General features: G+C 61.1%; 19 protein-coding genes. 9 read left to right on the top strand and 10 right to left on the bottom strand.

The features are described from left to right. Together QMB98_RS07055 and QMB98_RS07050 are read left to right on the top strand one after the other, a co-directional pair. Positions 1-1,017: SpaH/EbpB family LPXTG-anchored major pilin (locus QMB98_RS07055; protein WP_371684982.1), on the top strand; the 1,017-nt coding region annotated here is incomplete at its 5' end. Positions 1,018-1,108: 91 nt separating this feature from the next. After that, the gene (locus QMB98_RS07050; protein ID WP_371684981.1) at positions 1,109-2,038 is read left to right on the top strand and encodes a class C sortase; all 930 of its coding nucleotides are present in this window, start codon (positions 1,109-1,111) and stop codon (positions 2,036-2,038) included. A gap of 41 nt (positions 2,039-2,079) precedes the next feature. On the opposite strand, the gene QMB98_RS07045 is transcribed toward QMB98_RS07050, so the two are convergent. After that, a complete protein-coding gene (locus QMB98_RS07045; RefSeq protein ID WP_371684980.1) occupies positions 2,080-2,448 on the bottom strand; it encodes a M23 family metallopeptidase in 369 nt (122 codons plus the stop codon). 969 nt (positions 2,449-3,417) lie between these two features. Here QMB98_RS07045 and rpsB point away from each other — a divergent pair. From rpsB to QMB98_RS07025, 4 genes are all read left to right on the top strand, one after another. Further along, positions 3,418-4,308 (top strand): 30S ribosomal protein S2, encoded by an 891-nt coding sequence (gene rpsB / locus QMB98_RS07040; RefSeq protein WP_371684979.1) that lies wholly within the window; start codon positions 3,418-3,420, stop codon positions 4,306-4,308. A gap of 13 nt (positions 4,309-4,321) precedes the next feature. Next, positions 4,322-5,164 carry a translation elongation factor Ts gene (gene tsf, locus QMB98_RS07035; RefSeq protein WP_371684978.1) on the top strand — a complete coding sequence of 281 codons (843 nt, stop codon included), beginning with the start codon at positions 4,322-4,324 and terminating at the stop codon, positions 5,162-5,164. Positions 5,165-5,394: 230 nt separating this feature from the next. After that, the gene (locus QMB98_RS07030; RefSeq protein WP_371684977.1) at positions 5,395-5,886 is read left to right on the top strand and encodes a hypothetical protein; all 492 of its coding nucleotides are present in this window, start codon (positions 5,395-5,397) and stop codon (positions 5,884-5,886) included. A 36-nt stretch (positions 5,887-5,922) separates the two neighbouring features. After that, entirely contained in the window at positions 5,923-6,135 is a 213-nt protein-coding gene (locus QMB98_RS07025) for a helix-turn-helix transcriptional regulator (RefSeq protein ID WP_371684975.1), read from the top strand. A 118-nt stretch (positions 6,136-6,253) separates the two neighbouring features. Here the strand turns inward: QMB98_RS07025 and QMB98_RS07020 are convergent, their stop codons facing one another. Then, entirely contained in the window at positions 6,254-8,770 is a 2,517-nt protein-coding gene (locus QMB98_RS07020) for a bifunctional UDP-sugar hydrolase/5'-nucleotidase (RefSeq protein ID WP_371684974.1), read from the bottom strand. Between the two features lie 379 nt (positions 8,771-9,149). On the opposite strand from QMB98_RS07020, the gene QMB98_RS07015 reads away from it, so the two are divergent. Further along, positions 9,150-9,629 carry an N-acetyltransferase family protein gene (locus tag QMB98_RS07015; RefSeq protein ID WP_371684973.1) on the top strand — a complete coding sequence of 160 codons (480 nt, stop codon included), beginning with the start codon at positions 9,150-9,152 and terminating at the stop codon, positions 9,627-9,629. Positions 9,630-9,865: 236 nt separating this feature from the next. Here the strand turns inward: QMB98_RS07015 and QMB98_RS07010 are convergent, their stop codons facing one another. Continuing rightward, positions 9,866-10,474, bottom strand: a complete 609-nt coding sequence (locus QMB98_RS07010) for a TetR family transcriptional regulator (RefSeq protein ID WP_371684972.1) — start codon at positions 10,472-10,474, stop codon at positions 9,866-9,868. Positions 10,475-10,641: 167 nt separating this feature from the next. Here QMB98_RS07010 and QMB98_RS07005 point away from each other — a divergent pair, with 167 nt between their 5' ends. After that, complete coding sequence (locus QMB98_RS07005) at positions 10,642-14,985, top strand: acyl-CoA dehydratase activase-related protein (RefSeq protein WP_371684971.1); 4,344 nt, start codon at positions 10,642-10,644, stop codon at positions 14,983-14,985. 192 nt (positions 14,986-15,177) lie between these two features. On the opposite strand, the gene QMB98_RS07000 is transcribed toward QMB98_RS07005, so the two are convergent. The 3 genes from QMB98_RS07000 to pta form a co-directional block, all read right to left on the bottom strand. Then, complete coding sequence (locus tag QMB98_RS07000; protein ID WP_371684970.1) at positions 15,178-16,323, bottom strand: acyl-CoA dehydrogenase family protein; 1,146 nt, start codon at positions 16,321-16,323, stop codon at positions 15,178-15,180. Between the two features lie 244 nt (positions 16,324-16,567). Next, positions 16,568-17,746 (bottom strand): acetate/propionate family kinase, encoded by a 1,179-nt coding sequence (locus QMB98_RS06995; RefSeq protein ID WP_371684969.1) that lies wholly within the window; start codon positions 17,744-17,746, stop codon positions 16,568-16,570. 17 nt (positions 17,747-17,763) lie between these two features. Then, complete coding sequence (gene pta, locus QMB98_RS06990; protein ID WP_371684968.1) at positions 17,764-19,335, bottom strand: phosphate acetyltransferase; 1,572 nt, start codon at positions 19,333-19,335, stop codon at positions 17,764-17,766. A 162-nt stretch (positions 19,336-19,497) separates the two neighbouring features. On the opposite strand from pta, the gene QMB98_RS06985 reads away from it, so the two are divergent. After that, positions 19,498-20,355 carry an SURF1 family protein gene (locus QMB98_RS06985; RefSeq protein WP_371684966.1) on the top strand — a complete coding sequence of 286 codons (858 nt, stop codon included), beginning with the start codon at positions 19,498-19,500 and terminating at the stop codon, positions 20,353-20,355. A 190-nt stretch (positions 20,356-20,545) separates the two neighbouring features. Here the strand turns inward: QMB98_RS06985 and QMB98_RS06980 are convergent, their stop codons facing one another. The 4 genes from QMB98_RS06980 to QMB98_RS06965 form a co-directional block, all read right to left on the bottom strand. Beyond that, positions 20,546-20,917, bottom strand: a complete 372-nt coding sequence (locus QMB98_RS06980; RefSeq protein WP_371684965.1) for a hypothetical protein — start codon at positions 20,915-20,917, stop codon at positions 20,546-20,548. Positions 20,918-21,146: 229 nt separating this feature from the next. Next, positions 21,147-22,361: an MFS transporter gene (locus tag QMB98_RS06975; protein ID WP_371684964.1), complete on the bottom strand. Its 1,215-nt coding sequence runs from the start codon at positions 22,359-22,361 to the stop codon at positions 21,147-21,149. A 322-nt stretch (positions 22,362-22,683) separates the two neighbouring features. Next, a complete protein-coding gene (locus QMB98_RS06970; protein ID WP_371684963.1) occupies positions 22,684-24,429 on the bottom strand; it encodes an ABC transporter ATP-binding protein in 1,746 nt (581 codons plus the stop codon). Beyond that, complete coding sequence (locus QMB98_RS06965; RefSeq protein WP_371684962.1) at positions 24,426-26,390, bottom strand: ABC transporter transmembrane domain-containing protein; 1,965 nt, start codon at positions 26,388-26,390, stop codon at positions 24,426-24,428. Before QMB98_RS06965 ends, QMB98_RS06970 begins: the two co-directional genes overlap by 4 nt. Between the last annotated feature and the right edge of the window lie 58 nt (positions 26,391-26,448).

Raw genomic sequence — 26,448 nt, 5'->3', positions numbered from 1 at the left:
GTTTCCAAGGTTCCCGACTTCTACGTCTCCATCCCGACCGCCCTTGGGGAAGGCGGAGCTGGCTGGACTTACGACGTTGTGGCCGATCCGAAGAACCAGCTGATGGACGTGCCGTCGAAGACCATCGACGAGGATCAGGTCGATCTGGTCGTTGGCTCGGATGTCACCTGGACCCTGAATGTTCCGATCCCGACGTTGAACAACAACGAGACGTTCACGGAAGCCGTGATCACGGATACCCTTGATTCCCGGCTCACCTACGTTGCGGCCTCGTCGTCGGTTACGTTCGATAGCGATCCGGCCACGTCGCTCGTCGAGGGAACGCACTACAACGTGACCGGGAATGCGGTCTGGACTCTGACGGAATCCGGACGGGCTCTCCTTGATAGTAATCAGGGGAAGAACCTGATCATCGAGTTCGATACGACGGTCACTTCAGTCGGTGATGGTTCGATCCCGAACGATGACTACGGGAGCAAATTCAACGGAACCACCGTCCCGGGCGACGATGAGCCGCACACGTACTGGGGGCAGCTCTCCATCCTGAAGACCGATGACTCGGAAAGCGCGCTCCCTCTTGCGGGCGCTGAGTTCCAGGTGTTCCCTGCTGCTGGCACTCAGTGCCCCGCTACGGTCCCGACCGGTGACCCGGTGGCGACCGGCGTATCGGGTGATGACGGCATCGTTCTGTGGGACTACATGGCACCGGCATCTTCGCCGCTTGGACTGTGGATTGCCAACTCCGACGAGCCGCTGACTTCACCTACCAAGGATTACTGCGTCTACGAGACTGTGGTCCCCTCCGGGCACTCGGCTGGTGTTATCACCAACCCGGTCACCATCACCGCTGGTGAAGACAACGTCAAGGCGTTGACGGTCGTTAACCCCAAGACCGATGGTCCGGACCTGCCGCTGACGGGTGCTCAGGGCACGCTGCTCATGACCGTTGGTGGCCTGGTTCTCGTTGGCGTTGGTGGTGGAGCTCTTGCTCTGACCCGTCGCCGCAAGACCGAGTAGTCAACGAGCGACAACGATCCAGTGACGGTTGGGTTGTGGCGGTCGAATCCCGCCGCCACAACCCAACTGGGAGCAATGAAAGGTAGTGACAGTGGCAGGCACGGTTGTCTCGCAACGGGAGGTCCCGGCACAGCGCCGGTGGCGGTTCCCGTGGGCACAGTCAATCGCCTGCCTCGTCATCCTCGCCGGCGTTCTTGTCACCCTCTATCCGCAGATCGCTTCATGGTTCTCGCAGCGCGAGCAGTCAAGAGTCATTGAGCTGATGAGGGAGAGGATGGACCAGCCGCCGCAGAACGATCCGGTTCTGGTCAATAGTGAGCTCGAACTGGCCCGTGCCTACAACGACGCCCTAGCATCCGGCGCTATCTACGAAGCGAACACGAACGTTGCCACCGGTGAAGGAACGTTTGCTGACGGTGGCTTCGACTACGAAGAACTCCTTGCCCTGACCGGCGGAGGCTTCATGGGCCGGCTCCGCTACGACGACCTGACGATCGATCTGCCGATCTATCACGGGACGAGCGATACGACGTTGGAGAAGGGAGTGGGGCACCTTGAGGGGACCTCCCTTCCGGTGGGTGGGGTCGGCACCCGCTCCGTGCTCACCGCGCACCGGGGACTTCCCGAATCGACACTCTTCAACGACCTGGATAAGGCCGAGGAAGGAGATACCTTCTCTGTCCTTGTGCTCGATGAAGTGCTCACCTATCGGGTCGTCAGCGTTCAGGTCATCGAACCTGATCAAACGGAGGCGATCTTCGCCGATCCTGAGCGGGATCTCATCACTCTCGTGACGTGTACGCCGCTCGGTATCAACTCGCACCGCATTCTCGTCACCGGAGAACGCGTCACCCCCACGCCGATCATTGACGTCGAAACAGCCTTTGACGCCCCCGAGATTCCAGGATTTCCATGGTGGGCGATCATTTTGTCTGGAACCGTCATCGTTCTCGTGGCCTACATCTGGAGGAGTGGATATGGGAGGGCCACGAAGCCCATATCCGCTCCTTCGCCTCAATAAGAGGACCACCTTTCCGAAAAGAGCGGGCTGATCGTCGCCTTCTACTTGGTGACGGGATAGAGCCTGATCTCGACAGCGTCGAGAAGGGAGAGGGGATCGTAATAACGGTCCCCTCTCTTCGCGCCCCAGTGCAGGCAGGTGCCCAGCAGGCAGTGCCCCTCCTCAATCGTGCCGATGACATCACCCGTATTGACCCAGTCTCCTATGGAGACAGACGGGTCCACCGGCATGTATGTCGTTCGGATACCGGTGGAGTGCTCGATCGACACCACGTTGTTGTCAACGACGAGCCCCGAGTAAACCACCTGGCCCGGTCCTGCCGCCCGGATCTGCTCGCCGGGCCGCGATGCCAGGTCGACTCCGCGATGACCGGATAGCCAGTTGTGCTCCAGCCGGTCAAAGCCGCGCAAGACAGTTCTGGACGATGTTGGCCAATCGAAGTCATCAGTGCCTATCGGAGCTACTGATGTCGTCAGTCCCCGTGACCCGTCCTCGATAGGGGGAGGATCAGCCGGCGCCGACAGGACGGAGAACAGCTGCGGCGTCCGCAGGCTGCTCTGCTCTGGAGGCGGATCGAGCGGAAACTCTTGAAAAGAAGGATCTCGCTGACCCGACACCGATTGCCCCGAGTCGTTCTCCACCAGGTGAGTGGCGCTCCTAACTGGATCAATACTGGACTGCGGTGGGACGAGACTAGATGACGACACGTAGGTTGTGGATCGCGGCAAGTAAGAACGTGAAGGTAAGGCAGTGCCGGGCGGCGGAATTGAGCTAATCGCTCCAGGGCCGACCATCTGCTCCGCGGAGTCCACGGCGATGGGAGAACCTGGGTTCTCAAGCACTATCGGACCAAGCGAGGCGACGGGCAGGAGTGCCAGGGTCAGCAGGATTGAGATCTTCATGCTTAAAGTTTCGGGCGCGCGAGCTCGACGTAGCTGCGGGGGAGAGCCCCCGTGGGAATGGCCGATCACTCCCCACGTGTGGACGTAGCGTGAGTTCCGATAATGACCGACGCACATGTGGTGGCGGAGTTCTTGCTGCGAAGTCCGCTACCGTTGCCACCGGTCCCCATCCGGCAGTATCGAGAGCGGATTTCGACCATCGCTGTCGTTTTCGTAAGACCGTCTCAGCATTCTCGGCGTGACCGTTGTTTTGTGGACGAGGATCACAGCCGGGGAGGGCCGGGAACGTGGTGGTGTGGTGCGGTTTTCGGCTACGATAGGTGGGCATTCGGTTTATCCGAATGACTTCGCGTGTCCGAACACACCGACGATTCCAGTCCGCATACGCGGTCCCTCGTCGCCGGGCACTAGGGACGGAACCATCCGGTTCACGTCAGATAACTGGAACCGCGCATTACGCGCAATGAAAGGCTACACATGGCAGTCGTAACCATGCGCCAGCTCCTCGAGAGCGGCGTACATTTCGGACACCAGACTCGTCGCTGGAACCCGAAGATGAAGCGCTTCATCCTGACCGAGCGCAACGGTATCTACATCATCGACCTCGAGAAGACGGTTGAAGATATCGAACGTACCTATGACTTCGTCAAGGAGACCGTCGCACACGGCGGCACCATCCTCTTCGTTGGCACCAAGAAGCAGGCTCAGGAAGCAATCGTTGAGCAGGCCACTCGCGTTGGCATGCCCTACGTGACCGAGCGTTGGCTCGGCGGCATGCTCACCAACTTCCAGACCGTTCACAAGCGCCTCCAGCGCCTCAAGGAGCTCGAGCTCGTTGACTTCGACGACGTTGCAGCTTCCGGTCTGACCAAGAAGGAACTTCTCATGATGTCGCGTGAGAAGGAAAAGCTTGAGCGTACCCTCGGCGGTATCCGCAACATGAACAAGATTCCTTCCGCCATCTGGATCGTTGACACCAAGAAGGAGCACCTCGCAGTTGCCGAGGCTAAGAAGCTCAACATCCCGGTTGTCGCCATCCTCGACACCAACTGCGATCCGGACGAGGTCGACTACCGCATCCCCGGTAACGACGACGCGATCCGTTCCGTCTCGCTCCTGACCCGCGTTGTTGCTGACGCCATTGCCGCTGGCAAGATCCAGCGCTCCGGTGGCGAGGCCACGACCGAAGAAGAGCCCATGCCCGAGTGGGAGCGCGAGATGCTCGCCAAGGCAGACGCTCACGACGCTCAGGTTGCAGCCGATGAGGCAACAGCCGAAGCAGAGGCAACCGACGAGGCTGCTTCTGCGACCGACGCCGCCGAGGAGACCTCCCCTGCGGAAACCACCACCGAAGCCGATGAGGCCTGAGAGGTAACCATTCATGGCAAACTACACCGCCGCTGATATCAAGGCTCTGCGCGAGAAGACTGGCGCAGGCATGCTCGACGTTAAGAATGCACTTGCCGAAGCCGAAGGCGATGCAGCCCGTGCAGAGGAACTCCTTCGCCTGAAGGGCCTCAAGTCGATCGCGAAGCGCGAGGACCGCACTGCTTCCGCAGGCCTCGTCGTTTCAGAGGTTGTTGACACCGACGGTGGCCAGACCGGCTACCTCGTCGAGATCAACTCCGAGACCGACTTCGTAGCAAAGAACGACACCTTCATTACCTTCGCTAACGACGTCCTCGCCGCCGTCGTTGCAACGGGTGCCACCACGGTTGAGGAAGCTCTCGCAGCTCCCGCCAAGGAAGGTACCGTCCAGGATCTCCTGAACGGCCTCCAGGCCGCCATTGGTGAGAAGATTGAAATCGGCCACGTCGCCACCGTCTCCGGTGAGCACGTTGCCTCCTACATGCACCGCACCGCAACCGATCTGCCCCCTCAGGTTGGCGTTCTCGTTGCAACCGATGCCGCAGGCGTCGATGTCGCACACGACGTTGCCGTTCACATTGCTGCTCTCAACCCCACCTACCTCGACCGTGAATCCGTTCCGGCCGACGTCGTGGAGAACGAGCGTCGCATTGCTGAAGAGGTCACCCGCGCAGAGGGTAAGCCCGAGCAGGCCATCGCCAAGATCGTTGAAGGCCGTCTCGGTGGCTTCTTCAAGCAGATCGTTCTTCTCGATCAGGCATACGCCCGCGATCCCAAGCAGTCGGTTTCCCAGGTTCTCGCAGCCGCCGGTGCAACCGTCACCGCTTTCGCTCGCGTGCGCGTTGGCAACGAGTAGTCTCCAGCTTCTAAGCTAGGTCCGGCCCCCGCATTAGCGGGGGCCGGACTCGTTTCGACTCGTTTCAACCTCGTGTGTTCCCTTGAACAAAGGCCAAGGATCGACACGACCCCGAGTACCCCGAGTAAGCCGCTGGGCCGACCCTCGAAACCCAATGTCAACTATGCTTGACATTAAATGTAAAGAATGTTTGACTTTAGAAAAGGGTTGTTCTCAAGATAGGGGTTGTTATGAGGTCCGAAGATTCTGGTTTTGCTGACGAACGGGAGAATCACGTCATGGGAGTGGCGGCGCGTTCCGCCCTCAACCTGAACTTTCTGACGGGGATCGTGCTTGCGGCCGTGCTCCTCGCCTTTGGCTGGGTCACATTCTCCGGGATCCTGTTCGTCGTCTCAGTAGTTCCTCATTTGTACTTTGCGGGGAAGACGGAACGACAGAACGTCAATGTACATGAGATCGCGGGACGCCAAAGCAAGGCCATGTGGCTGCGCATGGGCATCGTGTTCTTCGCGTTCCTGCTCGTTACCGCGGGCATCGCAGCCTACTCGGGCTGGTCGGGTAGCCCACTGATTCCCAGTGCGCTCTCTGCCGACATCACTCCCATCATGCAATCCTTCCTCAAGGGCTTCGCCTTCGGTGGCGTTATTGGGGGAGTGACGGGTCTGCTCCTCATCGGTCGCGCTTCCCGCAAGTCCGCCCAGGCTGAGGCCGATGCCGAATGATCGCCATCGTTATCTCGAAAGTGGTTGGGGGTTGTCGTGAGTGAAGCGCTGAAGAATCGCCGCCGACATCTCAAACTCACTCAGGCCGAACTGGCCAAGGAGGTCGGTGTCTCCCGGCAAACGATCGTTGCGATCGAAGGCGAAGACTACGCTCCCAGTGTCTTTCTTGCTCTCGACATCGCCAAGGTCCTCGGTCAGACCGTTGAGGAACTGTTTCGCAGGGATGTCGCTCAAGGTCAAGGGTCTTAGGAAGAAGCAAGACAGTTCCGAAGTAGTGGTGGTTGATGTCGCTACCTGAGTTGAATGCTGAACATGGCTGGAGCCCGGGGAAATCCCCGGGCTCCAGCCATGTGGTGACGTGACGACGTTACTGAATGCGGTTGACACCGGGGGTGTCGGTTCCGTCGCCGTCCCAGTCACCGATGATGACGGAGTCGCCGGAGCGGCCGTAGTTCAGAGTCGAGTCGGCAGGTCCGCCCACGTGCGAGTTGTTGATGAGGAACGTGGTACCACGAACGAGAGCGATCGTGTCGACGCCATCTCCATCAAAGTCTCCTGCGTAGGCTCGGTCGCCAAGGCGTCCGTAGTTGTAGGAGACCTCGGCGTTGCCGCCGCGCGGGGCGTTGACGACATGGAAGGTGGTTCCGCGACGGACAGCAATCGTGTCGGTCGTATCGCCGTCCCAGTCACCCACGAGAGCCTCGTCGGTTGCCTTGCCGTAGTTGAACTGTTCGTCTGCGTTGCCGCCGGCGAGAGTGTTCTTCAGGAAGTAGGTGTTGCCACGGCGGACACCGAGGGTGTCGGTTCCGTCGCCATCCCAGTCACCCACGAGAATCTCGTCGGTTGCCTTGCCGTAGTTGAACTGTTTGTCTGCGTTGCCGCCGGCGAGGGAGTTCATGAGGTAGAAGGTGTTGCCACGGCGGACACCGAGGGTGTCGGTTCCGTTGCCGTCCCAGTCACCCACGAACACCTGGTCGCCACGCTTGCCGAAGGCAAACGAGACGTCACCGGTGGAGGAGGTCCAGCTATTCGACAGGTGGAAGACGTTGCCCTTGAGGGGAACGGGCTGCTCCGGCTCTTCAGTGAGAACGGTGGAGGAGGAGACCGTCCAGTTCTCGACAAAGAAGTCGGCAGGATCGATGGTCTCGTTCGTGATGGCCCAATCGATCATGAGGTCGCGGATCGACTTCTGCTCGTCGTAGATGATGGGGGCGTCAACAACGTGCGGATATCCGCTACCACCGGACTGGCGGTAGTTGTTGAGGACGAGGACGATGCGATCATCGGCCGCAACGGGGGTGCCGTCGATCGAGAGCTTCTCGATGCGTTCGCCAAGGTCCTTCGAGATGTTGATGTGGTAGTCAACGCCCGAAAGGATGTCGTACGAGTAGTCCGGGATGCCGTTGGGAACCGTCGGGTACACGGCGTTCGTGATGTCCTCGGGGTCGTACTCGGCGTCCTCTTCGACCTGCTTGTAGTAGCGGGCAGCGTATTCGAGGTAGTCCTTGAGTTCCGCACCGGACAGTTCAACAGCCATGAGCGTGTTGTCGTAGATGTAGAGGGCTGCCATGTCGGCAACGGTCACATCGCCCTCGCTGAAGACGGCGGTGCGGGAGAACGGAGCTGCAACTGAAATGACCGGGAGGCCAGCGTATTCCGTGCCTGCGAGTGCACGTTCGACCTCATCGGTCTGCACCTTCGAAATGAAGTCGACGATCGGGGTGTCCTCGTACACGGAGGTGGTTGCCGGCATGGTCTCGGTTGCCTGAGCGACGACCTGACCGACCCATTCGAGAGTGTTGTCGTACCAGGGCTGGATGACGTCGATGATCTCGGGATCAACATCGTAGACGGCCGCCTGAAGTGCCTGGGCGGTTGGCTTCTCGTCGTCGGACCAGACAACCTCTGGGTCGCCTTCCTCATCGAGCTGAAGCGGGATGTCGACGCTCGAGAGGAAGCGTCCGTGGAATCCGGGCTGGGTGAACAGAACCTCGTCACCCTGCGCGTTCTCCAGATACACCTGAACGTTGTTCGTCTGGTGCGAGTGACCACCAACGATGACATCGATGCCGGAGGTGTTCTTCGCGATCGTGGTGGCGACGTCCTCTTCGAGGTCGCCCTCGGTCCAGACGTATCCGGGATCGTCAAGGCCGGTGTGTGCGAGCACGACAATAACGTCGGCTCCGGCCGCCTCGACCTCGGGGATGTAGCGCTGAACCGCGGTCACCGGAGGCTGGAAGTCGAGAACGCCCTCAACGTACTGGCTGTCCCAGATGCGGACACCGGGGGTGACGACACCGATGATGCCGACATTGACCGTGTGACCATCGGCCGTGGTCTTCTCAACCATCGTCCACGGAGTCAGGTAGGGATCCTCGGTGTCGGCAACGAGAACGTTCGCGCCCAGGACCGGCATGTCCAGATTGTCTTCGTACTGGGCGAGGTCGTCCAGGCCGTAGTTGAACTCGTGGTTGCCGACGACGCCAGCGTCGTAGTCCAGGTGGTTGAACAGGGCAGCCATGGGATCGACCGTGCCGTCAGTACGGTTTGCGTGGTAGACGGACGCAAGGGAGTTCCCCTGGTTGGCGTCGCCATTATCGAGAAGCAGAACCGAATCCGCTCCGTCGGTCTCGCGGGTCTCCGCAATAGCGGTGGAGAGGCGATCCATGCCCCTCGTGTTCGCGGGGTTCGTTGCGCCGAAGTCGGCGCCAGTGTAGTAGTCGTAACCGGCGGCGGTGCCGTGCAGGTCAGTTGATGCAAGCAGGGTGAGATGTCCGATCTCATCCCCGGCAGCCTCGACGTCGCCAGTGGCCGACGCAATTGAGGGTGCGAGTGCGACCGCGGCAACGATGCCTCCGGCCCACAATTTCCTTGACAGTCTCATAGGTGAAAACTCCTTCGTAGAGACACATGGGTATCCCAGTCTGACAGATTTCTCAGGCAGTTTGGCGGGAGAAGAATCTTTTCTGTCTCTCCATCCTGCCACCGCGTGATGTGTGTACCGCGCTAACTTTCCCGTGAAATCGCATTGTCCGATGAACATTCACCAATCTGTCACCCGTTGGTCATTGGCTACTCACCAATGGTCAGGGCGGTGCACGACGGCGCCTCCCGTCATGAAGTGGACGGAGCGATACTTACTGACACCGTTTCCGTCCGCAAGCTCCCCTTGGCGAAAGCCCGTGGGTGATCGGTACTGCGAAGTCGGTGGTCTGGCACTGCCACGTGGGTGTTCTGGTGTCGTTACGTGCTAGAACTGACTCATGGGCTCACTTGCTATTCGTTCAGCCACTGCCCTCGATGCAGACAAGCTGGCCTCCGTCCACGCACAAAGCTGGAGAGAGACCTACCGCGGTCTGCTTCCGGACGGCCTCATCGACTCCAAGGAGGAGCGCATGAAAGGCGTGTACGAGACGGCGCTGAGCAACCCGGGAACCTCGTCGTACTGGGTTGCCACCTGGGACGGGGAGGTCGTCGGCCTCGCGATCGCCGATGCCCTGGGACCGGGAGATGTTCGCCTGCTCGAGGTCAAGGCCCTCTATGTACTCAAAGCTCACCAGCGCAAAGGAATCGGCAGTATTCTTCTCAACCACGCGGTCGGCACTGCTCCGTGTCTCCTGTGGGTTCTCGAGGGGAACGAACCCGCCATCGCCTTCTATCGCGGCCAGGGCTTCGAACTCGACGGTGAAGCAACGTCGCCCGAGGTCCTTGGCGGAGCCCGCGAGCTCCGCATGGTGCGCTAAGGCAAGCCACTTTGGTGCGTTAAGGCGGGCCACTTTGGCGGGCTGGCACGATCCGCTTTTGTGGCCTAAGACATGCCACTTCGTGAATGAAGACGGGCTGCGTGGTGCTCTAGGACTGACGACTGTAGGGGAGAGGTCGAAGAGGGTCCGCCGGCTCCCAGGAGCCGGCGGCATTGCTGAATGGTCAGCTTCTAGCGACGAGGTGGGAGCTCCCGCGTGGCCCACGGCCGCGGCTGTCAGCGGGTGCGTGGTCTCCCCGTGAGCTGCCCCGTGAAGATGCCCTGAACGATCGGCCCGTGCATGCGAGCCACGTCTTCCCTCGGCATGCTGGCCAGGGGTTCTAGCTGTGTGATGTAGCGGATTGCAACTATCCCGAGAATGTGAGCGAGTCCGGCTTCGACGCGGTATTTCGCATTTGGTCCGCCCAGTTTGCTGGCCGAGGGGGTGATGATCGCTTCATCCAACCACACCCGATAGTCGGCGAAAGTCGATTCCGATCCGAGGATGGACCGCACGAGAACCTTCGCGGTGGACGACATCTCCGACTCCTCCCACAGCGTCAGCACGCCGAGGACTGCGCGATACCCCAGAGTGTCCCGATCCCCATCAAACAGGTCGGCCACGATCTCGATGGGATCATTGGGAATGAGCATGGACTCCCGAAACAGATTGGTCTTGCCCTTGAAGTAGTAGTTGATTAGGGCAGGATCGACCCCCGCCTCCTCCGCGATGTCGCGGACCTTGACGTCGCCGTAGTCCTTCGTCCAGAAGTGCGATCTGGCCACCTTGAGGAGACGTTCGCGGACCTGGCCGCGGGCCGCTCGCGGCCCCCTTTGGCTACTCACGAGTCCGGGACAAAGGACCTAAAGTTTCTGGGTGCTGCTGACCTGAAGAAACTCTGGGTGCGTAAATTGGCGCAATTGCGCGGTTTGTTTCGGATTGAAAATCTAATTTCAACATAAATGAAAGTCTACAAGATTCGGGCTAGCTTGGTAGAAGTGAAGGGATTGATATGAACCGTACTATCAAGCTTGGCATCGACGTTGGGTCTACGACCGTCAAAGCTGTGGCGCTTGACGGCGACAAGAACGTCTTCAGTGATTATCGCAGGCACAACGCAGACGTCAGAGCCGAGCTCGCGAAGCTCCTCCAGGACGTCCAGCGAGCCATCGGTAATGTTCAGGTTCAACCGGCCTTCACGGGTTCGGGAGGCATGGCGCTCGCGGAGCAGCTCGAGGTTCCCTTTGTTCAGGAGGTTATTGCCGAGACCGAGGTGACGAGGCGGTACTATCCCGAAGCCGACATCATCATTGAACTCGGTGGCGAGGACGCGAAGCTCACCTACCTACATCCCACCCCCGAGCAGCGCATGAACGGCACGTGTGCGGGCGGCACCGGCGCCTTCATCGACCAGATGGCGTCCCTGCTTGCCACCGATGCCTCCGGCCTGAATGAGCTTGCCTCCCGCTACACGGAGCTCTATCCCATCGCCTCCCGGTGCGGCGTGTTCGCCAAGTCTGACGTTCAGCCCCTTCTCAACCAGGGTGTCCCGCACGAGGACATCGCGGCCTCCGTCTTTCAGGCCGTGGCCACTCAGACCGTGGCCGGGCTGGCGGCGGGTCGTCCCATCCGCGGCACCGTGCTCCTGCTCGGCGGACCCCTGCACTTCATGCCGGAGCTGCGTGAGGCGTTCCGCAGGGTCGTGGAGAAGGCCGATGAGTTCGTCACCCCGGACGATGCTCAGCTGTTCGTTGCCCTCGGTGCCGCACTGCTTTCGGACGGCGAGATCCTCAGCCTCGATTCCTTCCTCGATGAGATGCTGAGGCTCGATACGACTGCACTCACTTCCCATCGGCTTCGCCCGCTGTTCGCAAACGAGGAGGAGCGCAGGGAGTTCGACGAGCGCCACGCACGGTCGGTAATCCCCACGAAGGACATCACTGAGGCTCGCGGCCGGTGCTACCTGGGCGTCGATGCTGGATCGACCACGATCAAGGCCGTCCTCATCGACGAGGACGACTCGATCGTCTTCACCCACTACGCCTCCAACGAGGGCGACCCTGTGGCGGCCGCCGTCGACATTGTTCGCCGCATCCAGAGCGAGCTTCCTCCCGGGCTCGAGATCGCCCGCTCCTGCTCAACCGGGTACGGCGAGGGCATCGTCAAGACCGCTCTGGGGTTGGACGATGGTGAGATCGAGACCATGGCTCACTTCAGGGCCGCGAATAAGCTCATGCCGGGTGTCGACTCCGTCATCGACATTGGTGGTCAGGACATGAAGTACCTGAAGATCAAGGATGGAATCGTCGATTCCATTTCCGTCAACGAGGCGTGCTCGTCTGGTTGCGGTTCCTTCCTCCAAACCTTCGCCACAACAATGGGGCACACGGTCCAGGAGTTCGCCTCCGCGGCACTCGAGGCGAAGAGCCCCGTGGATCTCGGCACCAGATGCACCGTCTTCATGAACTCGTCCGTGAAGTCGGCCCAAAAGGAAGGCGCATCAGTCTCCGACATCTCCTCCGGCCTGTCGTACTCGGTTGTGCGCAACGCCCTCTACAAGGTCATCAAGCTCAAGAGCCCGGAGGACCTGGGGGAGAATGTCGTTGTTCAGGGCGGCACGTTCCTCAACGACTCGGTCCTGCGCGCCTTCGAGCTTCTGACGAAGCGCGAGGTCGTTCGCCCGAATCTTGCGGGTCTCATGGGCGCGTACGGCGCGGCCCTGACCGGGAAGAAGAACGACGATGGGTCGGCTGGACCCCACGTGCTGCCCCTCGAGGAGCTCGAGGCTCTGACGGTCGAGACCTCCGTCAAGGTGTGCCGCCTGTGCCAGAACCACTGCAAGATGACGATCAGTGAGTTCTCCACCGGTCAGCGTCACGTGTCCGGCAACCGCTGCGACCGTGGTGCATCCCTCGAGAAGCGTCCCCCGAAGTCCCCGATCCCCAACATGTTCGACTGGAAGTACAAGCGGACCTTCGGATATCGCAGGCTGACCGAGGCGAAGGCCTTCAGGGGCGACATCGGCATCCCGCGCGTCCTTGGCATGTACGAGAACTACCCGTTCTGGTTCACGGTCCTGTCCGAGCTTGGTTTCCGCGTCATGCTGTCCGGCAGGTCCTCGCACGAACTGTTCAAGGACGGCATGGAGTCCATCCCCTCGGAGAACGTGTGCTACCCGGCGAAGTTCGCCCACGGACACATCGAATCCCTTCTCGACAAGGGCGTGAAGACGATCTTCTATCCGTGCGTCTCGTACGAGAAGAAGGTCTCCGATGGTCAGGACAACAACTTCAACTGCCCGATCGTTGCCACCTATCCCGAGGTGCTACGAAACAACATGGAGCGGCTCGCGGGTCACGACGTCACCTTCATGTCCCCGTTCCTGTCCCTCTCGGACCGTGGGCTCCTTCCCAAGCGTCTCGTTGAGGTCTTTGCCGACTTCGGTGTGACCGAGGAGGAGGCGCTCGTTGCGTGCACGAAGGGCTGGGAAGAGGACGATGCCTACCGGCAGGATATTCTCGACAAGGGCCAGGAAACTCTCGACTACATCGCGAAGCACAATATTCGCGGCATCGTCCTCGCGGGCCGCCCTTACCATCTTGATCCCGAGATCAACCACGGCATCCCCGATGTCATCATCGGGTTGGGCATGGCGGTGCTGACAGAGGACGCAGTGAACTTCGGTGAGCTTGAGAGACCCCTGCGCGTGCGTGACCAATGGTCCTACCACTCCCGCCTCTACGAGGCCGCAGCCACCGTCGGCAACGCCCCCGACCTTCAGCTCGTCCAACTCACCTCCTTCGGGTGCGGGCTGGACGCCGTCACCTCCGACCAGGTCATCGAGATCCTCGAGGCCAAGAACGACGTGTACACGGGACTGAAGATCGATGAGGTCTCCAACCTCGGCGCCGCCAGGATCCGCCTCCGCTCTCTCGCGGCGGCAGCGGACGAACGACTCGAGTCGCAGTCGATCTCCACCCACCCGGATGATGCTGACGACATTCACGAGATGCGTCAGGAAAAGTACCCACGTGTGGCGTTCACGAAGGAGATGAAGAAGGAGTACACGATCCTGGCTCCGCAGATGGCGCCAATCCACTTCCGTCTGCTCGCTCCCGCGCTGCGCAGGGCCGGCTACAACGTCAAGCTTCTCGAGCACACAGACAGGGACAATATCGAAACCGGGTTGACCTATGTGCACAACGATGCGTGCTACCCAGCAATCGTTGTTATCGGTCAGCTGATCTCCCAGTTCACCGAGGGTAGGGAGAACCCGGACAGTAGCGCGGTCATCATCACCCAGACCGGTGGCATGTGTCGCGCCACCAACTACGCCGGCATGCTCCGCAAGGGCCTGGGCGACGCCGGCTACCCCCAGGTCCCTGTCATTGCGGCATCCGCGCAGGGCATCGAAGAGAACCCCGGGTTCGAACTCAGTGTTCCTCTCCTGCACCGTGCCTTCCAGTCCGTCACCGTCGGTGACGTTCTCCAGAAGGTCCTGCTCCGCACCCGCCCCTACCAGAAAGAAGGGAACGCGACAACACTCTACGAGCGCTGGGACCAGATCGCCCGCGAATACTTCGAATACGGGTATTCGGACACCCTGGGAGAGCGGATCACGTTCAACAAGATGATCAAGCGCATCGTCACCGAGTTCGACGAGCTTCCCCTCCAAGACATCCCACGCAAGCCCCGCGTCGGTGTCGTGGGCGAGATCCTCGTCCAGTACCACCCGGATGCCAACAACAACGCCGTCGGCACCGTCGAGGAAGAGGGCTGCGAGGCAGAACTACCGTCCCTCGCGCAGTTCTTCCACAACTCCCTGGCCACCGCCCAGTGGAAGCACGACACACTCGGCTCCCTCAGTCAGAAGCAGGCGAACCTCCACTCGATCGGTCTCTGGATTCTCCAGCAGTACGAGAAGCCGGCCCGGAAAGCACTCGAAGCATCTACGCGCTTCGAGGCGGGAGCCACCATCCAACAGCTCCGCGAGAAGGCGCAGGACATCGTCTCCCTTGGCAACCAGGCTGGTGAGGGCTGGTACCTCGTGGCGGACATGATGGACATGATTGAACGGGGATGCCCGAACATCATCTGTGCCCAGCCGTTCGCCTGCCTCCCGAACCACATCGTGGGTCGCGGCATGTTCAAGGCGCTACGCGGCAAGTACCCGGAGGCCAACATCGTCTCCATCGACTACGACGCGGGTGCCTCAGCGGTCAACCAGCTCAATCGCATCAAGCTCATGATCTCCACCGCCTTCCTCGGACATGAGGACGTCACGGAAGAAACCGAGTACGAGGTTCCGACCAACGTCGTCTCTCTCGGCATGCCCCGCGTGCGCGTCTCGAACTGACCTCACCGCGACCCGGCTCTCGCGCGATATAGCTCTGGCACGACCAGGCTGCAGAACGGAGTCCCTCGATCCCACGTCTCTCCTGGGCGAGCGAGGGAGTATTAGAGCGAAACAGGGCCCCTCCCACATGATCCGGTGGGAGGGGCCTGCCAATTGGAAGACAAACTAGTCTCCTGTTGACTGAACGAGGAACTACTTCTCTGTCACGGGTCCGAGAACAACCTTGGCCCAGGAACCGTGGAGCGATTCCTGATCGGAGGGCTGGAACAGGCCAGCAAGAACGTCTCGGTAGAGGCGGGAGAGCTCGTTCGAGTTCGAATAGGAGGAGCCACCGCTCGAGCGAATCGCCTGATCGACGGCGTAGAGGGAGGCCTCAGCGGCAGCATTCTTTGCGGCAGAGAGCTGGGGGTACCAGAGCTCACCACGGTCCCGCCCCTCATCCAGATCCCGCGCAATGAGGGTGACCTCGGCGGTTGCGGAGTTCATGCGCAGGGCTGCGCTCGCGAGCCGCCACCGAATGTCCGGGTCGTTCGCATACACATCCTGGTTGAGAACGGACTTGCGGGTTTTGACCTTGTCGGACGCCACCTCGATCGCGCGATTGCCGATGCCGAGGTACGTGGCGGCAAGGAAGGCCTCAAAGTAGGCGAAGATGCCGAACACGACCGGTTCGTAGCTGGGTCCCGGGGTAACCCTCTGGAGGACCTGCTCCTTAGGAGCGTGAGCACCCTCGAGCTTTGTCGAGTTCGACTGCGTCCCCCTCATGCCGAGCGTGTCCCAGTCATCCGCAATGGTGAACCCGCCACCTTCCCGGTTCAGGAGTGCAAACACAGAGTGCGGGCCGTCCTCGCCGGAGTCGTCACGACCGAAGGTCATGAGTTTCGTCCACACGGGGGAGAGGGACGTGAAGATCTTCTGTCCGTGGAAGCAGTAGCCGCCCTCGCCATCGGGCCGTGCCTCGGTGATGGAGCCGAACAGGACGAGGTCGTTGCCGGGTTCGGAGATACCGAAGGCAAAGACGTCACCGTTCACTGCGCCCTCGAGAATCTGCCGGCCTGAATCGACACCGTTTGCGACAAGGTGACGTCCGAGGCCCACGATGATTTGGTGCATGTTGATTGATAGTGCGGTCGCGGGTGCCGCCTGTGCTAGCCTGGTCTGCTCGTTGCAGATCTCCTCAACGCTGAGGCCCGCACCACCAAACTCCTGCGGAACGAAGGCCTTGAGGTAACCGGCCTCCTTGAGGTCCCTCAGATCCTCGTCAGGAAACACGTTCGCTTGATCGACAGCGTTTGCTCGGGAATGGATGGCGGAGAGGAGATCATCGGAAAGAAACATGGGTTCTGCCTTTCAGTCGTGGGATTGACCCGCGTCATTAGTTCTCTATTGTTGCGAAGGAAACGGCGTCTATTGGCGTCATTGCACGGTAATCATTCCTAGATAATCAGTGCACTATAATCACTGCTGCGTGATCATTGTCGAACGGTCAGTGCTGGATGTAAGGCTGTGGCCCAAGCCTTGGGCTTGGGCCACAGGGGTGAGCGGCCCGCCATCAGGCAGTGTGCTCAATGAGGTGGATCGCCTACTTGCCGATGACCTCCATGGCCTGGCGAGCAATAGCGAGCTCTTCGTTCGTGGGAACGACGAGAACCTGGACGGAGGAGTCGTCGGTGGAGATCTGACGGATCTCGTCACCACGGACCGCGTTAGTCTCGGCGTCGAGCTTGAGTCCGAAGCCCGCGAGACGCTCGAGGACCTCTGCGCGGAGCAGGTCGTCGTTCTCGCCGATGCCGGCAGTGAAGGCGATGACGTCGAGGCCACCCATGACGGCCGCGTAGGAGCCGATGTACTTGACGATGCGGTGCACGTAGATGTCGAGTGCCTCGCGTGCGTGAGCATCGCCGCTCTCAGCGAGCGACCACACGGCCCTCATGTCGTTTACTCCAGCAAGACCCTTAAGGCCGGACTGCTTGTTGAACAGGTTGTCGATCTCGTCGATCGAGAGGCCACCAACGCGGGACAGGTGGAAGATCGCCGCGGGATCGATGTCGCCCGTGCGGGTGCCCATGACCAGGCCCTCGAGCGGGGTGAGACCCATCGACGTGTCGACTGCCTTGCCGTTCAGGACTGCGGATACCGATGCGCCGTTACCGAGGTGGAGGACGATCTGCTTGAGATCATCGCGACTAACGTAGTCCGCAACCGCCTGCGCCACGAACTGGTGGGAGGTGCCGTGAGCGCCGTAGCGACGGATCGAGTACTTGTCAGCGATCTCGCGGTCGAGTGCGTAGCGGGCAGCCTCTTCGGGGAGGGACTGGAAGAAGGCAGTGTCGAACACGACGACGTGCGGGACGTCGAGGAGCTCGCGTGCCACGTCAATGCCGCGCAGGTGCGCGGGATTGTGGAGAGGAGCGAGCGGTGCCAGCTCCTCAATGAGGTCACGAACTTCCTGGGTTACGAGTGCGGGACCATCGAAGTGGTTACCGCCCTGAACAACACGATGACCAACGGCTTCAATGTGGGCGTCCGCGAGCTTCGGGCCAATGTTCTCGAATAGGTCGAGAACGAATCGGAGTCCCTCACCGTGATCAGCAATCGGCTGATCGTACTCGTGCTTCTCACCCTTGTAGGTGTGCTTAATGTGGCTAGATTCTTCGCCGATCTGCTCGACGAGACCCACGGCAATTGCTTCGCCCGACTCCGGATCAACAAGCTGGTACTTAATGGATGAGGAACCGGAGTTAATGACGAGGACTGTCATATGGAATACCCTTCGAGCTAGTTCTGTGCCTGGACTGCCGTGATCGCGATCGTGTTGACGATGTCGTCGACGAGGGCGCCGCGGGAGAGGTCGTTGACGGGTTTGTTGAGGCCCTGGAGGATCGGGCCGACAGCGATCACGCCGGAGGAGCGCTGAACGGCCTTGTAGCCAATGTTTCCGGCATTGAGTGACGGGAAGATGAAGACGTTGGCCTTGCCAGCTACGGGCGAGTTCGGCATCTTCTTACGTGCCACGTTCGGGTCGACAGCAGCGTCATACTGGATCGGGCCCTCGATGAGCAGATCCGGGTTCTTCTCACGTGCGAGTCGCGTTGCCTCAACGACTGCCTCAACGTCTGCGCCGGTGCCGGAGGAACCGGTTGAGTAGGACAGGAGCGCGATCCTCGGGTCGACACCGAACTGTTTCGCGGTCTCCGCGGAGGAGATGGTGATGTCGGCAAGCTGCTGGGGGGTCGGGTTCGTGTTGACGGCGCAGTCGCCATACACGAGAACGCGGTCGGCCATGAGCATGAGGAACACGGAGGAAACGATCGAGGTGTCCGGCTTGGTCTTGATGATCTGGAACGACGGAACAATAGTTTCCGCGGTCGTGTGGTTCGCACCCGACACCATGCCGTCAGCGTCCCCCATGTGCACCATCATGGTTGCGAAGTAGGATAGGTCCTTGAGCTTCTCCACGGCCTGTTCCTCGGTCATGCCCTTCTTGGCGCGCAGGCGAGCGAGCTCCGGGGCGTACCGGGACATGTAGGACTCGTCGGTTGGATCGATGATCTCCGCCTTCGACAGGTCGTAACCGCGCTCCGCGGCGCGGGCAAGGACCTCGTCCTTGTTGCCCAGGAGAACGATGTCGGAGACATCGTTGGACAGGATGATCGAGGCCGCCTGGAGCACGCGATCGTCGTCAGCCTCGGGCAGGACAACGCGCTTGCGATCCACGCGAGCACGCTCCATCAGCTCCGACTGGAACATGAGGGGCGGGCGGATGGCGGGCTTCTGAGTAAACACATCGAGGATTCGCTCATCGACCGCGCCGGCAAAGACCGGGATGTCCGGGTGGTCCTCGTTGATCTCGTCAACGAGACCCTCCTGGGGGTTGATGAGGAACACGGACGTGATCGGCACGTGTGCCGCACCCATCTCCCCTGCCGCGAGATCGATGTAACCCGCGGTCCTGTCCACGCTCCTGCGGCTCGCGTCGACAACCATGCCGATCGTGGTGCCAACGTTGGCTGCGGTGCGGCCGGAACGACCGATAAGACCGGGGTTGACGGGGTCACCTTCGGTATGACCAACAAGGAGTACTGCGTCGTAGTCTGTTGCAAACTTGCGGTAGGCACGCATGATGGCGTTCATGGCGGACGCTTCATCTTCGAAGTAGTGGTCACGCGTTGTGCCATGCCCCGCATCAAATCGCTGAACGATGGGATCTTCCTCTGCCGGACCGTTGACGTAGGGGCGGAAAACGCCCACCCTGTCGTACTTGGTGCGCAGAATATCCACAATTTGCTGAGCTATTTCAATGCCGCCGGTCACCTGTTCGGTTGATGCCAGGTACAGCGAGTCGGTCACGAGTTTTCCTTCCGCAGAGGTTCGTCCTGATATATACAGTATCGGTCATCAGGGGGACCAATGTCTTGGATCATGGCAAAAGTGACATAGGATCAACACATGGAAGAACGGGGCCGCGGTTGGGACTGGGTGAGGGAAGCTTTCACCCCAAAAATGATTGTTTTGTTCATCTTTCTGGCCATTGCCGCTGGTGTATGCATCAGGCTCGGATATTGGCAGCTTGAGCGAGCCACGGCTCGGGGAGCCGAACGGATCACGGCCGAGCACCAGGAGAGACTGAACTCACCTGCCGAACCCCTCGGCAATGTCCTCCGCGCCCAGACCAACATGACCTCGGACGAGTACGCGAGGCCCGTGTACGTGACCGGAACCTTTGATGAGAATCAGCTCCGCGTCCTCGATCGCGCAGTCAACGGCGAACCAGCCGACCTCATCCTTGCCGAATTCACCATCACCGAAGGACCCGATGCTGGGGCGAGGGCCCCAATCATTCGCGGCTGGGTTGAACCCGGAACAGAGCTTCCCTCCGTCCCCGATGGCGAGGTCACGGTCTTCGGGTACCTCGCGGCCCCGGAGGACTCCATCGGTGGCCTCACGGACGAGACCGCGGTATCGATCTCTCCTGCCGAACTCGTGAACGCGTGGGGTGGCCCCATCCTCTCCGGATACATTGTCGAGTTCACGCCCACGAGCGTGGACCCCGCGGCCATCGACGCAGGTGAAACCATCAGTGTCACAGCAGAAGCCACGTCCCCCGACGGGGTTCGCCACGCATCGGCACCCAAGCCCACGGAAGAGGGCGGCTTCAACCTCCAGAACGCCGCCTACGCAGTCGAATGGGTTGTGTTTGCCGGCTTTGCTCTCTTCATCTGGTTCCGCATCCTGCGCTCCACCGTCCACTCCAAGCGTGAAGAGAGAATGCTTGATGAGTGGGCGGAAGAGTTCCTGACTCAAGAGGAGTCTTCAACTTCCCAACCCTCACCGGAGTCCGCATCGGCAGGATCCGACTCTGAGAAGTAGTACTGACGCTGACACCTTCAATACGTGAGCACGACTTACGTCGGATGAGGACAACGTCGGTCATTTGCTCGTAATTTGCCGCATTGGTCATGTGAGTTGTTCCGACGTGGCCAGGTGTGAGAGTTAGCCGCATGTTGCTGACATGGGCGACAAACGACTCCTAGTTGGCGACCCAGGATCGAGAGACGCGTCAGCCAATAAACGGGGCGAGAGCCTCGGCTTCGCGTCGAAGTCGTGCAGCTTCGCCCAGCTGTCCCAGCGATTCAAACTCTTGTGCCACCTCTATGCGCTCGCTCATCTCACGCTCAAGAATGGCTCGAATCTCGACCTCGGAAAGCTCTCGACGCATCGCTTCTGCGGAGCCAGCGCCTATCGACGCTCCCGCTACGTGCTCGCTCGTTGTCTCGAGCTTCGTTGGACTAGCGTCAACGGCTTCAGCATTGTCGATCGCTGCGAGCGCCGACCGCAGGGCTGTTCCGGCGTCGCGTCCCCTGCCCTTCATGGCGTCCTTCAAGGCGGCGCGAAGTGCTTCGCGCGCCGATGTTGAATCCGTCAATGGCATGTACTCTCCTGAATTTGGGTCTTGTCCTCTACGGTACCGCCAACGTCCACTGAGACTCCCGTTGTGGATGTCCTCTGAATTCGTTTTTCTATTTCTCGAATTCCTTTTTCTATTTCCATTTGGGGTTCCGAAAGATCGGGAACGACCAGAGGCCACCAGAATCCGCCGGTCGTATCGGTGCGGGATTCTGATGGCCTCGAGGATGGATCCGGGCGTGGAACGACATTGATCAGGGGGCTGTCACCGCCACCGGTTCGGCGGGTGCGGCCGTATCCGCGGTCTTTGAGCTCCGGTTGAGTCCGAAGGCGACGAGAAGGATGAGAGTTCCGGCCAGGGCGAGGAGAACGCCGACCATGGAGGGGGCGCGGTATCCGAAGCCGGCGGTCACAACGACACCACCGAGGTAGGCGCCGAGGGCGTTGGCGGCATTGAAGGCGGCGTGATTCATGGCGGCCGACATGTTCGGAGCATCGGACGCGGCACGGAGCAGTCGTGCCTGCAGGCCGGTCGTGAACAGGCTCATCGCAATCGCGTTGAGGAACATGAGGGGGAGTACCACATACCAGATGTGCATGAAGATCGACATGAGGCTCAGGATCACCGCCATGCCCAGCACCCCAGCGAGAGCGGACTTGTCGATGGAGCGGTCGATGCAGGGGCCGGCCACGAGTGAACCCACGGTCATGCCACACCCGTAGAGAACGAGAACCCAGGGCAGGTACTCATCCGGAATCCCCGTCACCTCGGTCATGGTGGGCGTGATGTAGGTGTAGAACGCGAACGAGCCACCAAAACCAACGGCGCCCGCCACGAGCGGCAACCACACCTGGACGCGGGTCATGGACTTGAGCTCGGCACGGGCCGAAGAGGTCTTCTCAGCCGGAACTGGCGGCAGGAACTTGAACAGAGCCAGCATGGTGAGCAGACCAATGGCCGCGATGATCACGTAAGCCCAACGCCACCCAAAGGTCGACCCCATCCAGGTTGCGGCAGGGACGCCAATGATGTTCGCGATAGTCAGTCCCAGCATGGTGCGTGCCATGGCGGTGCCGCGCTTCTCGGGGCGGACCAGGCTCGCGGCAATGACCGCCGCAATGCCCAGGGTGATGCCGTGGGGGAGGCCGGTCAGGAACCGGGCCGCCAACAGGGTGGGCAGATCAAGTGCGAACACGGTCAGCAGGTTGCCAGCCGAGAAGAGGATCGAGCTCCAGATGAGCAGGTTCTTCCTGTCCATCTTCGACGTCAACGCCGTAATGAGAGGTGCACCAACGACCACGCCAATCGCGTAGGCGCTCACGGCCCAACCCGCCTGCGGATTGGTGATACCAAGGTCGGTTGCGATCCAGGGGATGAGGCTCATGGAGGCGAACTCCGTTGTACCCACGGCAAAACCACCCGCTGCGAGAGCGGTGAGAGCCAGGGGGACAGAACGAGCTGAAGGCATAAGTGTTCCTATCAAAGCGTCATCGAAGGGGTTTCTGCCGTTCAGTTACGCGGAGAGGTTCCGTACAGAAAGAAACGGAAAGTCCGAGAAGGCAGAGCACAAGCATAGGATGTGCGGGCACAACTATGCACGCATCTGACCGCCGTGGTGATCGTTCTCAGGCCCCATCCCACCATGTGATTAACGCAAGGAGAACGCAGTGACACAAGGAGGACAGAGGGATAGGGAAGGGGCCGCCCGACACCAGTCCGGCGGCCCCAGGCCTGGTTACCCGGCGCATGCGGGTACGTACTGCCAGAGGCTACCGAGAACTCGCCATTGCTCAGCGCTCCCGGTGCCAGGTTTCCCAGAGCTTCGCGTACGCTCCACCAGCATTCACCAGTTCGTCGTGGGTTCCGAGCTCGCTGATGAGACCATCCTCGATCACGGCAACGCGATCGGCGTCGTGGGCCGTGTAGAGGCGGTGGGCGATGGCGATGACGGTGCGAGCATCCAGCACTGCGCTGAGGCTCGCCTCGAGGCTCCGTGCCGAACGGGGATCGATGAGGGAGGTCGCTTCGTCCAGCACCACCGTGTGGGGGTTGAGGAGGACGAGGCGGGCGAGGGCGATCTGCTGGGCCTCCGCCGGAGTCAGCGTCTTTGAACCGGAACCGACCTCCGTCTCGAGCCCGTTCTCCAGCTCGTTCACCCAGCGCAGCGCATCGACGGAACGCAGAGCATCCCGCAGCTCCTCATCGGTTGCATCGGCCTTGGCGAGGCGGAGGTTGTGTGCAAGGGTGCCGACGAACACGTGGTGCTCCTGGGTGACGAGAGCGACCTGGCCACGGAGTTCCTCCTCTGTCAGGTCAACGAGGTTGACCCCACCGACCGTGACGGAACCGCCCGTGGGAGGGTGGATGCCGGCCAGCATGCGACCGAAGGTGGACTTGCCGGCACCGGACGGACCGACGATGGCGAGCCGCTCACCGGGAACAAGATCAAGGTTGATGCCCTTCAGGACATCCTTGCCCTCCCGGTACGCGTACCGCACGTCTTTGGCCACCAGGTTGTCTCCCTGGGGCTTCTCACCGGTGGCAACGCGGTCGTTCTCCACGAGGCGGACGCCGACGATGCGGGCGAGGGACACGGATGCCACCTGCAGCTCATCCAGCCACATGAGGAACTCGACGAGCGGGTTGCGGAGCTGAGCAGTGTAGAGCGCAACGGTTGCGACCATGCCGATTGAGACCGCATCGAGGCTGATGAGGTGAGCGCCCCACACGACCGCCACGGCGGTCGGTAGCGCACAACCAAACAACAGGAAGAAGAACAGCTCCATGCGGAGCTTCGCTGCCTGGGACTCGGATGCGCAGGCGCCAGCATCCACCACGGTGCGCATGCGGTTGCGGCGGGGTTCACCCAGGTGCATGGCGTCGATTGTGCCAACGAACTCGACCGACTCTGCGACCACGGAGTTGAGGCCTGCCCACGCCTGTGCGTTCCACAGGTAGACGGGGCGGGCGCGTTTCAGGTAGCGAACCGCGGCAACCACGACGAAGGGTACGCCCGTCAGGAGGGAGAGCGAGACCAGGGGAGAGGCCACGACCGCCATGATGATCGTGATGATGATCGTGATCGCGGAGGTGATGATCGCGGGTAGGCCGAAGCGCACGATCCACTGGATGCGATCCACGTCGTTCGTGGTGCGGGACAGGAGGTCACCCGTACCGGCCGACTCGACCGTCGAGAGCGGCAGGGTCGTGACCGACTCGAGGAACTCCTCGCGCACCTCGGCAAACACCTGCTCGCCCAGGACACGGGTGCGGAGCTGGACCGAGCGGGTCAGGATCGCGTAGATGAGGTACGAGCCGATGACGATGAGGATCGCGGCGGACACGTAGGACCGGGTCGTGCCGTCGAGGACGGCGTCAACAAGCTTACCGACGATAAACGGGACGGCAAGTGAGCTGACGGACGCGAGGGCGTGGATGACGACGATGGCAACAAACCGCCACTTGTGCCGGGAGAGAATCTCCTTGGCGTAGGCGATGACCTGCCGATTGTCGGCAATGGGAAGGATCTGGTTCATGATTCCTCACCGGACTGGCGGGTGACGACCCACTCGTAGCGCTGTGCTAGTGGATCGCCCGCGGAAGAACGAGCAAGCAGGTCATCGTGGGACCCGCGAATGACTTCCCGACCATCCTCGAGGAGAACGACTTCGTCGACCCTGTTGAGAATGAGCGGGAAGCCGGAGGTGATGATTGTGGTCTTGCCTGCCCGGCGTTCGGTCAGGCGCTGCGCGATCCTGTCCTCCGTGTGGGAGTCGACAGCCGAGGTGGGTTCCACGAGAACGAGAACCTTGGGGGAGTCGAGGATGGCGCGAGCGAGGGCTGCGCGCTGGCGCTGACCACCGGACAGGGAACGAGCCTTCTCCGTGACCTCACCCGAGAGCGAGTTGTCGAGGGAGGACAGCACGTCGTGAGCATCAGCATCGTCGAGCGCGTCAAGGATCTCCTCATCGCGCTTCGGATCAATCTCTGTCTTCGTGACTGCCGCGGGTCCAAAGACCTCGGCGCGGGCCTTGGCGAGCGGCTGATCGATGATCGCGTACGGGGTGGCGGCGTCGATGACGGAGCGAAGCTGACCGCCAAAGAGCTCGGGAGTTGCTCGCGCAAGCAGCACGTTCTCACGCACATCAACGATTGGTAGCGTCCGCACGTCGACACCTGATGCCGTGACGTCGGCAACCTCGTCGTCGATGCGAGCAAGACGCTCCGCGAGCTCAGCCACCTGCTGCGGCGCGCTCGACACGATCGCCGTGGAGATTCCCGGCTTGATCTCGATGCCGGTCACGTTGTCAACGATTGGACCATCGAAGACCGAGGCGGAACCCGTCTCCTGATGAGCGGAACCTGCCTCCTGAGAGGCGGAGCTCCACTCCGCGCTGGTGGAGTTCGTGGACGCACCGCTCGTTGCGGCCCGGGCAGCTGCGCTCACGTACTCGCGATCGGCGGTATCTGTCTCTGAGGCGACGCGTTCGGCCAGGGTGCCGGAGATCGGCTGGATGCGGAAGATGTTGAACATCTTGCGTGCACCAACGCGTGCGCGACCGAACTGGGTCACGACCATCATGACGATCTGGAGGGGACGTACCAGGTAAACGGTGAGGCCGAACAGGGCGGTGTAGTCGCCGACCGAGATGTCACCGTCGAGCGCGAGGAGGGCACCCTGCCACATGACGAAGGACGTGAAGAGGCCGGGGATGAGAATCTGGAGGCCATCGATCCACGACTGCAGGTAGGCAACCTTGTTGCCCGCCATACGCACCTTCTGCGACTGCTCGGCGTAGCGTTTCGCGAACTGTTCCTCGCCGCCAATGCCGCGCAGAACACGCAGGCCCGCAACCGTGTCAGTGCCGAGGGCCGTGAGCTTGCCCTGCTCGTCGCGTTGGAGCTGCTGTCGGCTCTGCAGGGGCCTGATCAGGAGGGAAGCGAGAGCGGTGATGATCGGAACACCGATGAGAACCACAAGCCCGAGACCGACGTTTTGGTTGAGCAGAACCATCGCAACGGTCAGGAACGCAAAAAGCCCGCCGACGAGGCGGGGAATGAATTCGACCAGGTTACCGACGTGTTCGGCATCGCTCATGGCGGTGGCGACAACCTCCCCGCTCGATTTCGTGCGGAGGATGGCAGGGCCGGATCTGGTCACGTGATTGTGCAACTGGGTGACGGCGCGCATGGTGGTGCGCAGCCAGGACACGATCTCGTAGCCGTGGCCCATCGACATGGCGAAGGCCTGGACGATGGCCAGCACTGTCAGCCAGCCTGCGATCGTCCACACGGCAGTGGTCGCGCCGTGCTCCATGCCCGAGTCGAGCGCAATACCGAGAACAACGGGTGTGAGGGCACCAACGACTTCTTGGATGGAACGGAAAATGGTGGCCGTGGTCAGTTGCACCTTTGATGAGGTGATGAAATCGGCCATGATTGCCCGCGGCCTGTATGCGGGCAGGGGTTTATCGACAACCGGAGGAAAGGAAAACACCACGACAGTCTAGCGACCACTAGGCGGAAGTGCTCACCCCCAATTTTGCGCCCTACTA

This window comes from Flaviflexus sp., from assembly GCF_041440645.1.
GTDB lineage: Bacteria > Actinomycetota > Actinomycetes > Actinomycetales > Actinomycetaceae > Flaviflexus.
The sequence above is the reverse complement of the archived record's forward strand: the minus strand, read 5'-3'. Positions and strand labels throughout refer to the sequence as shown.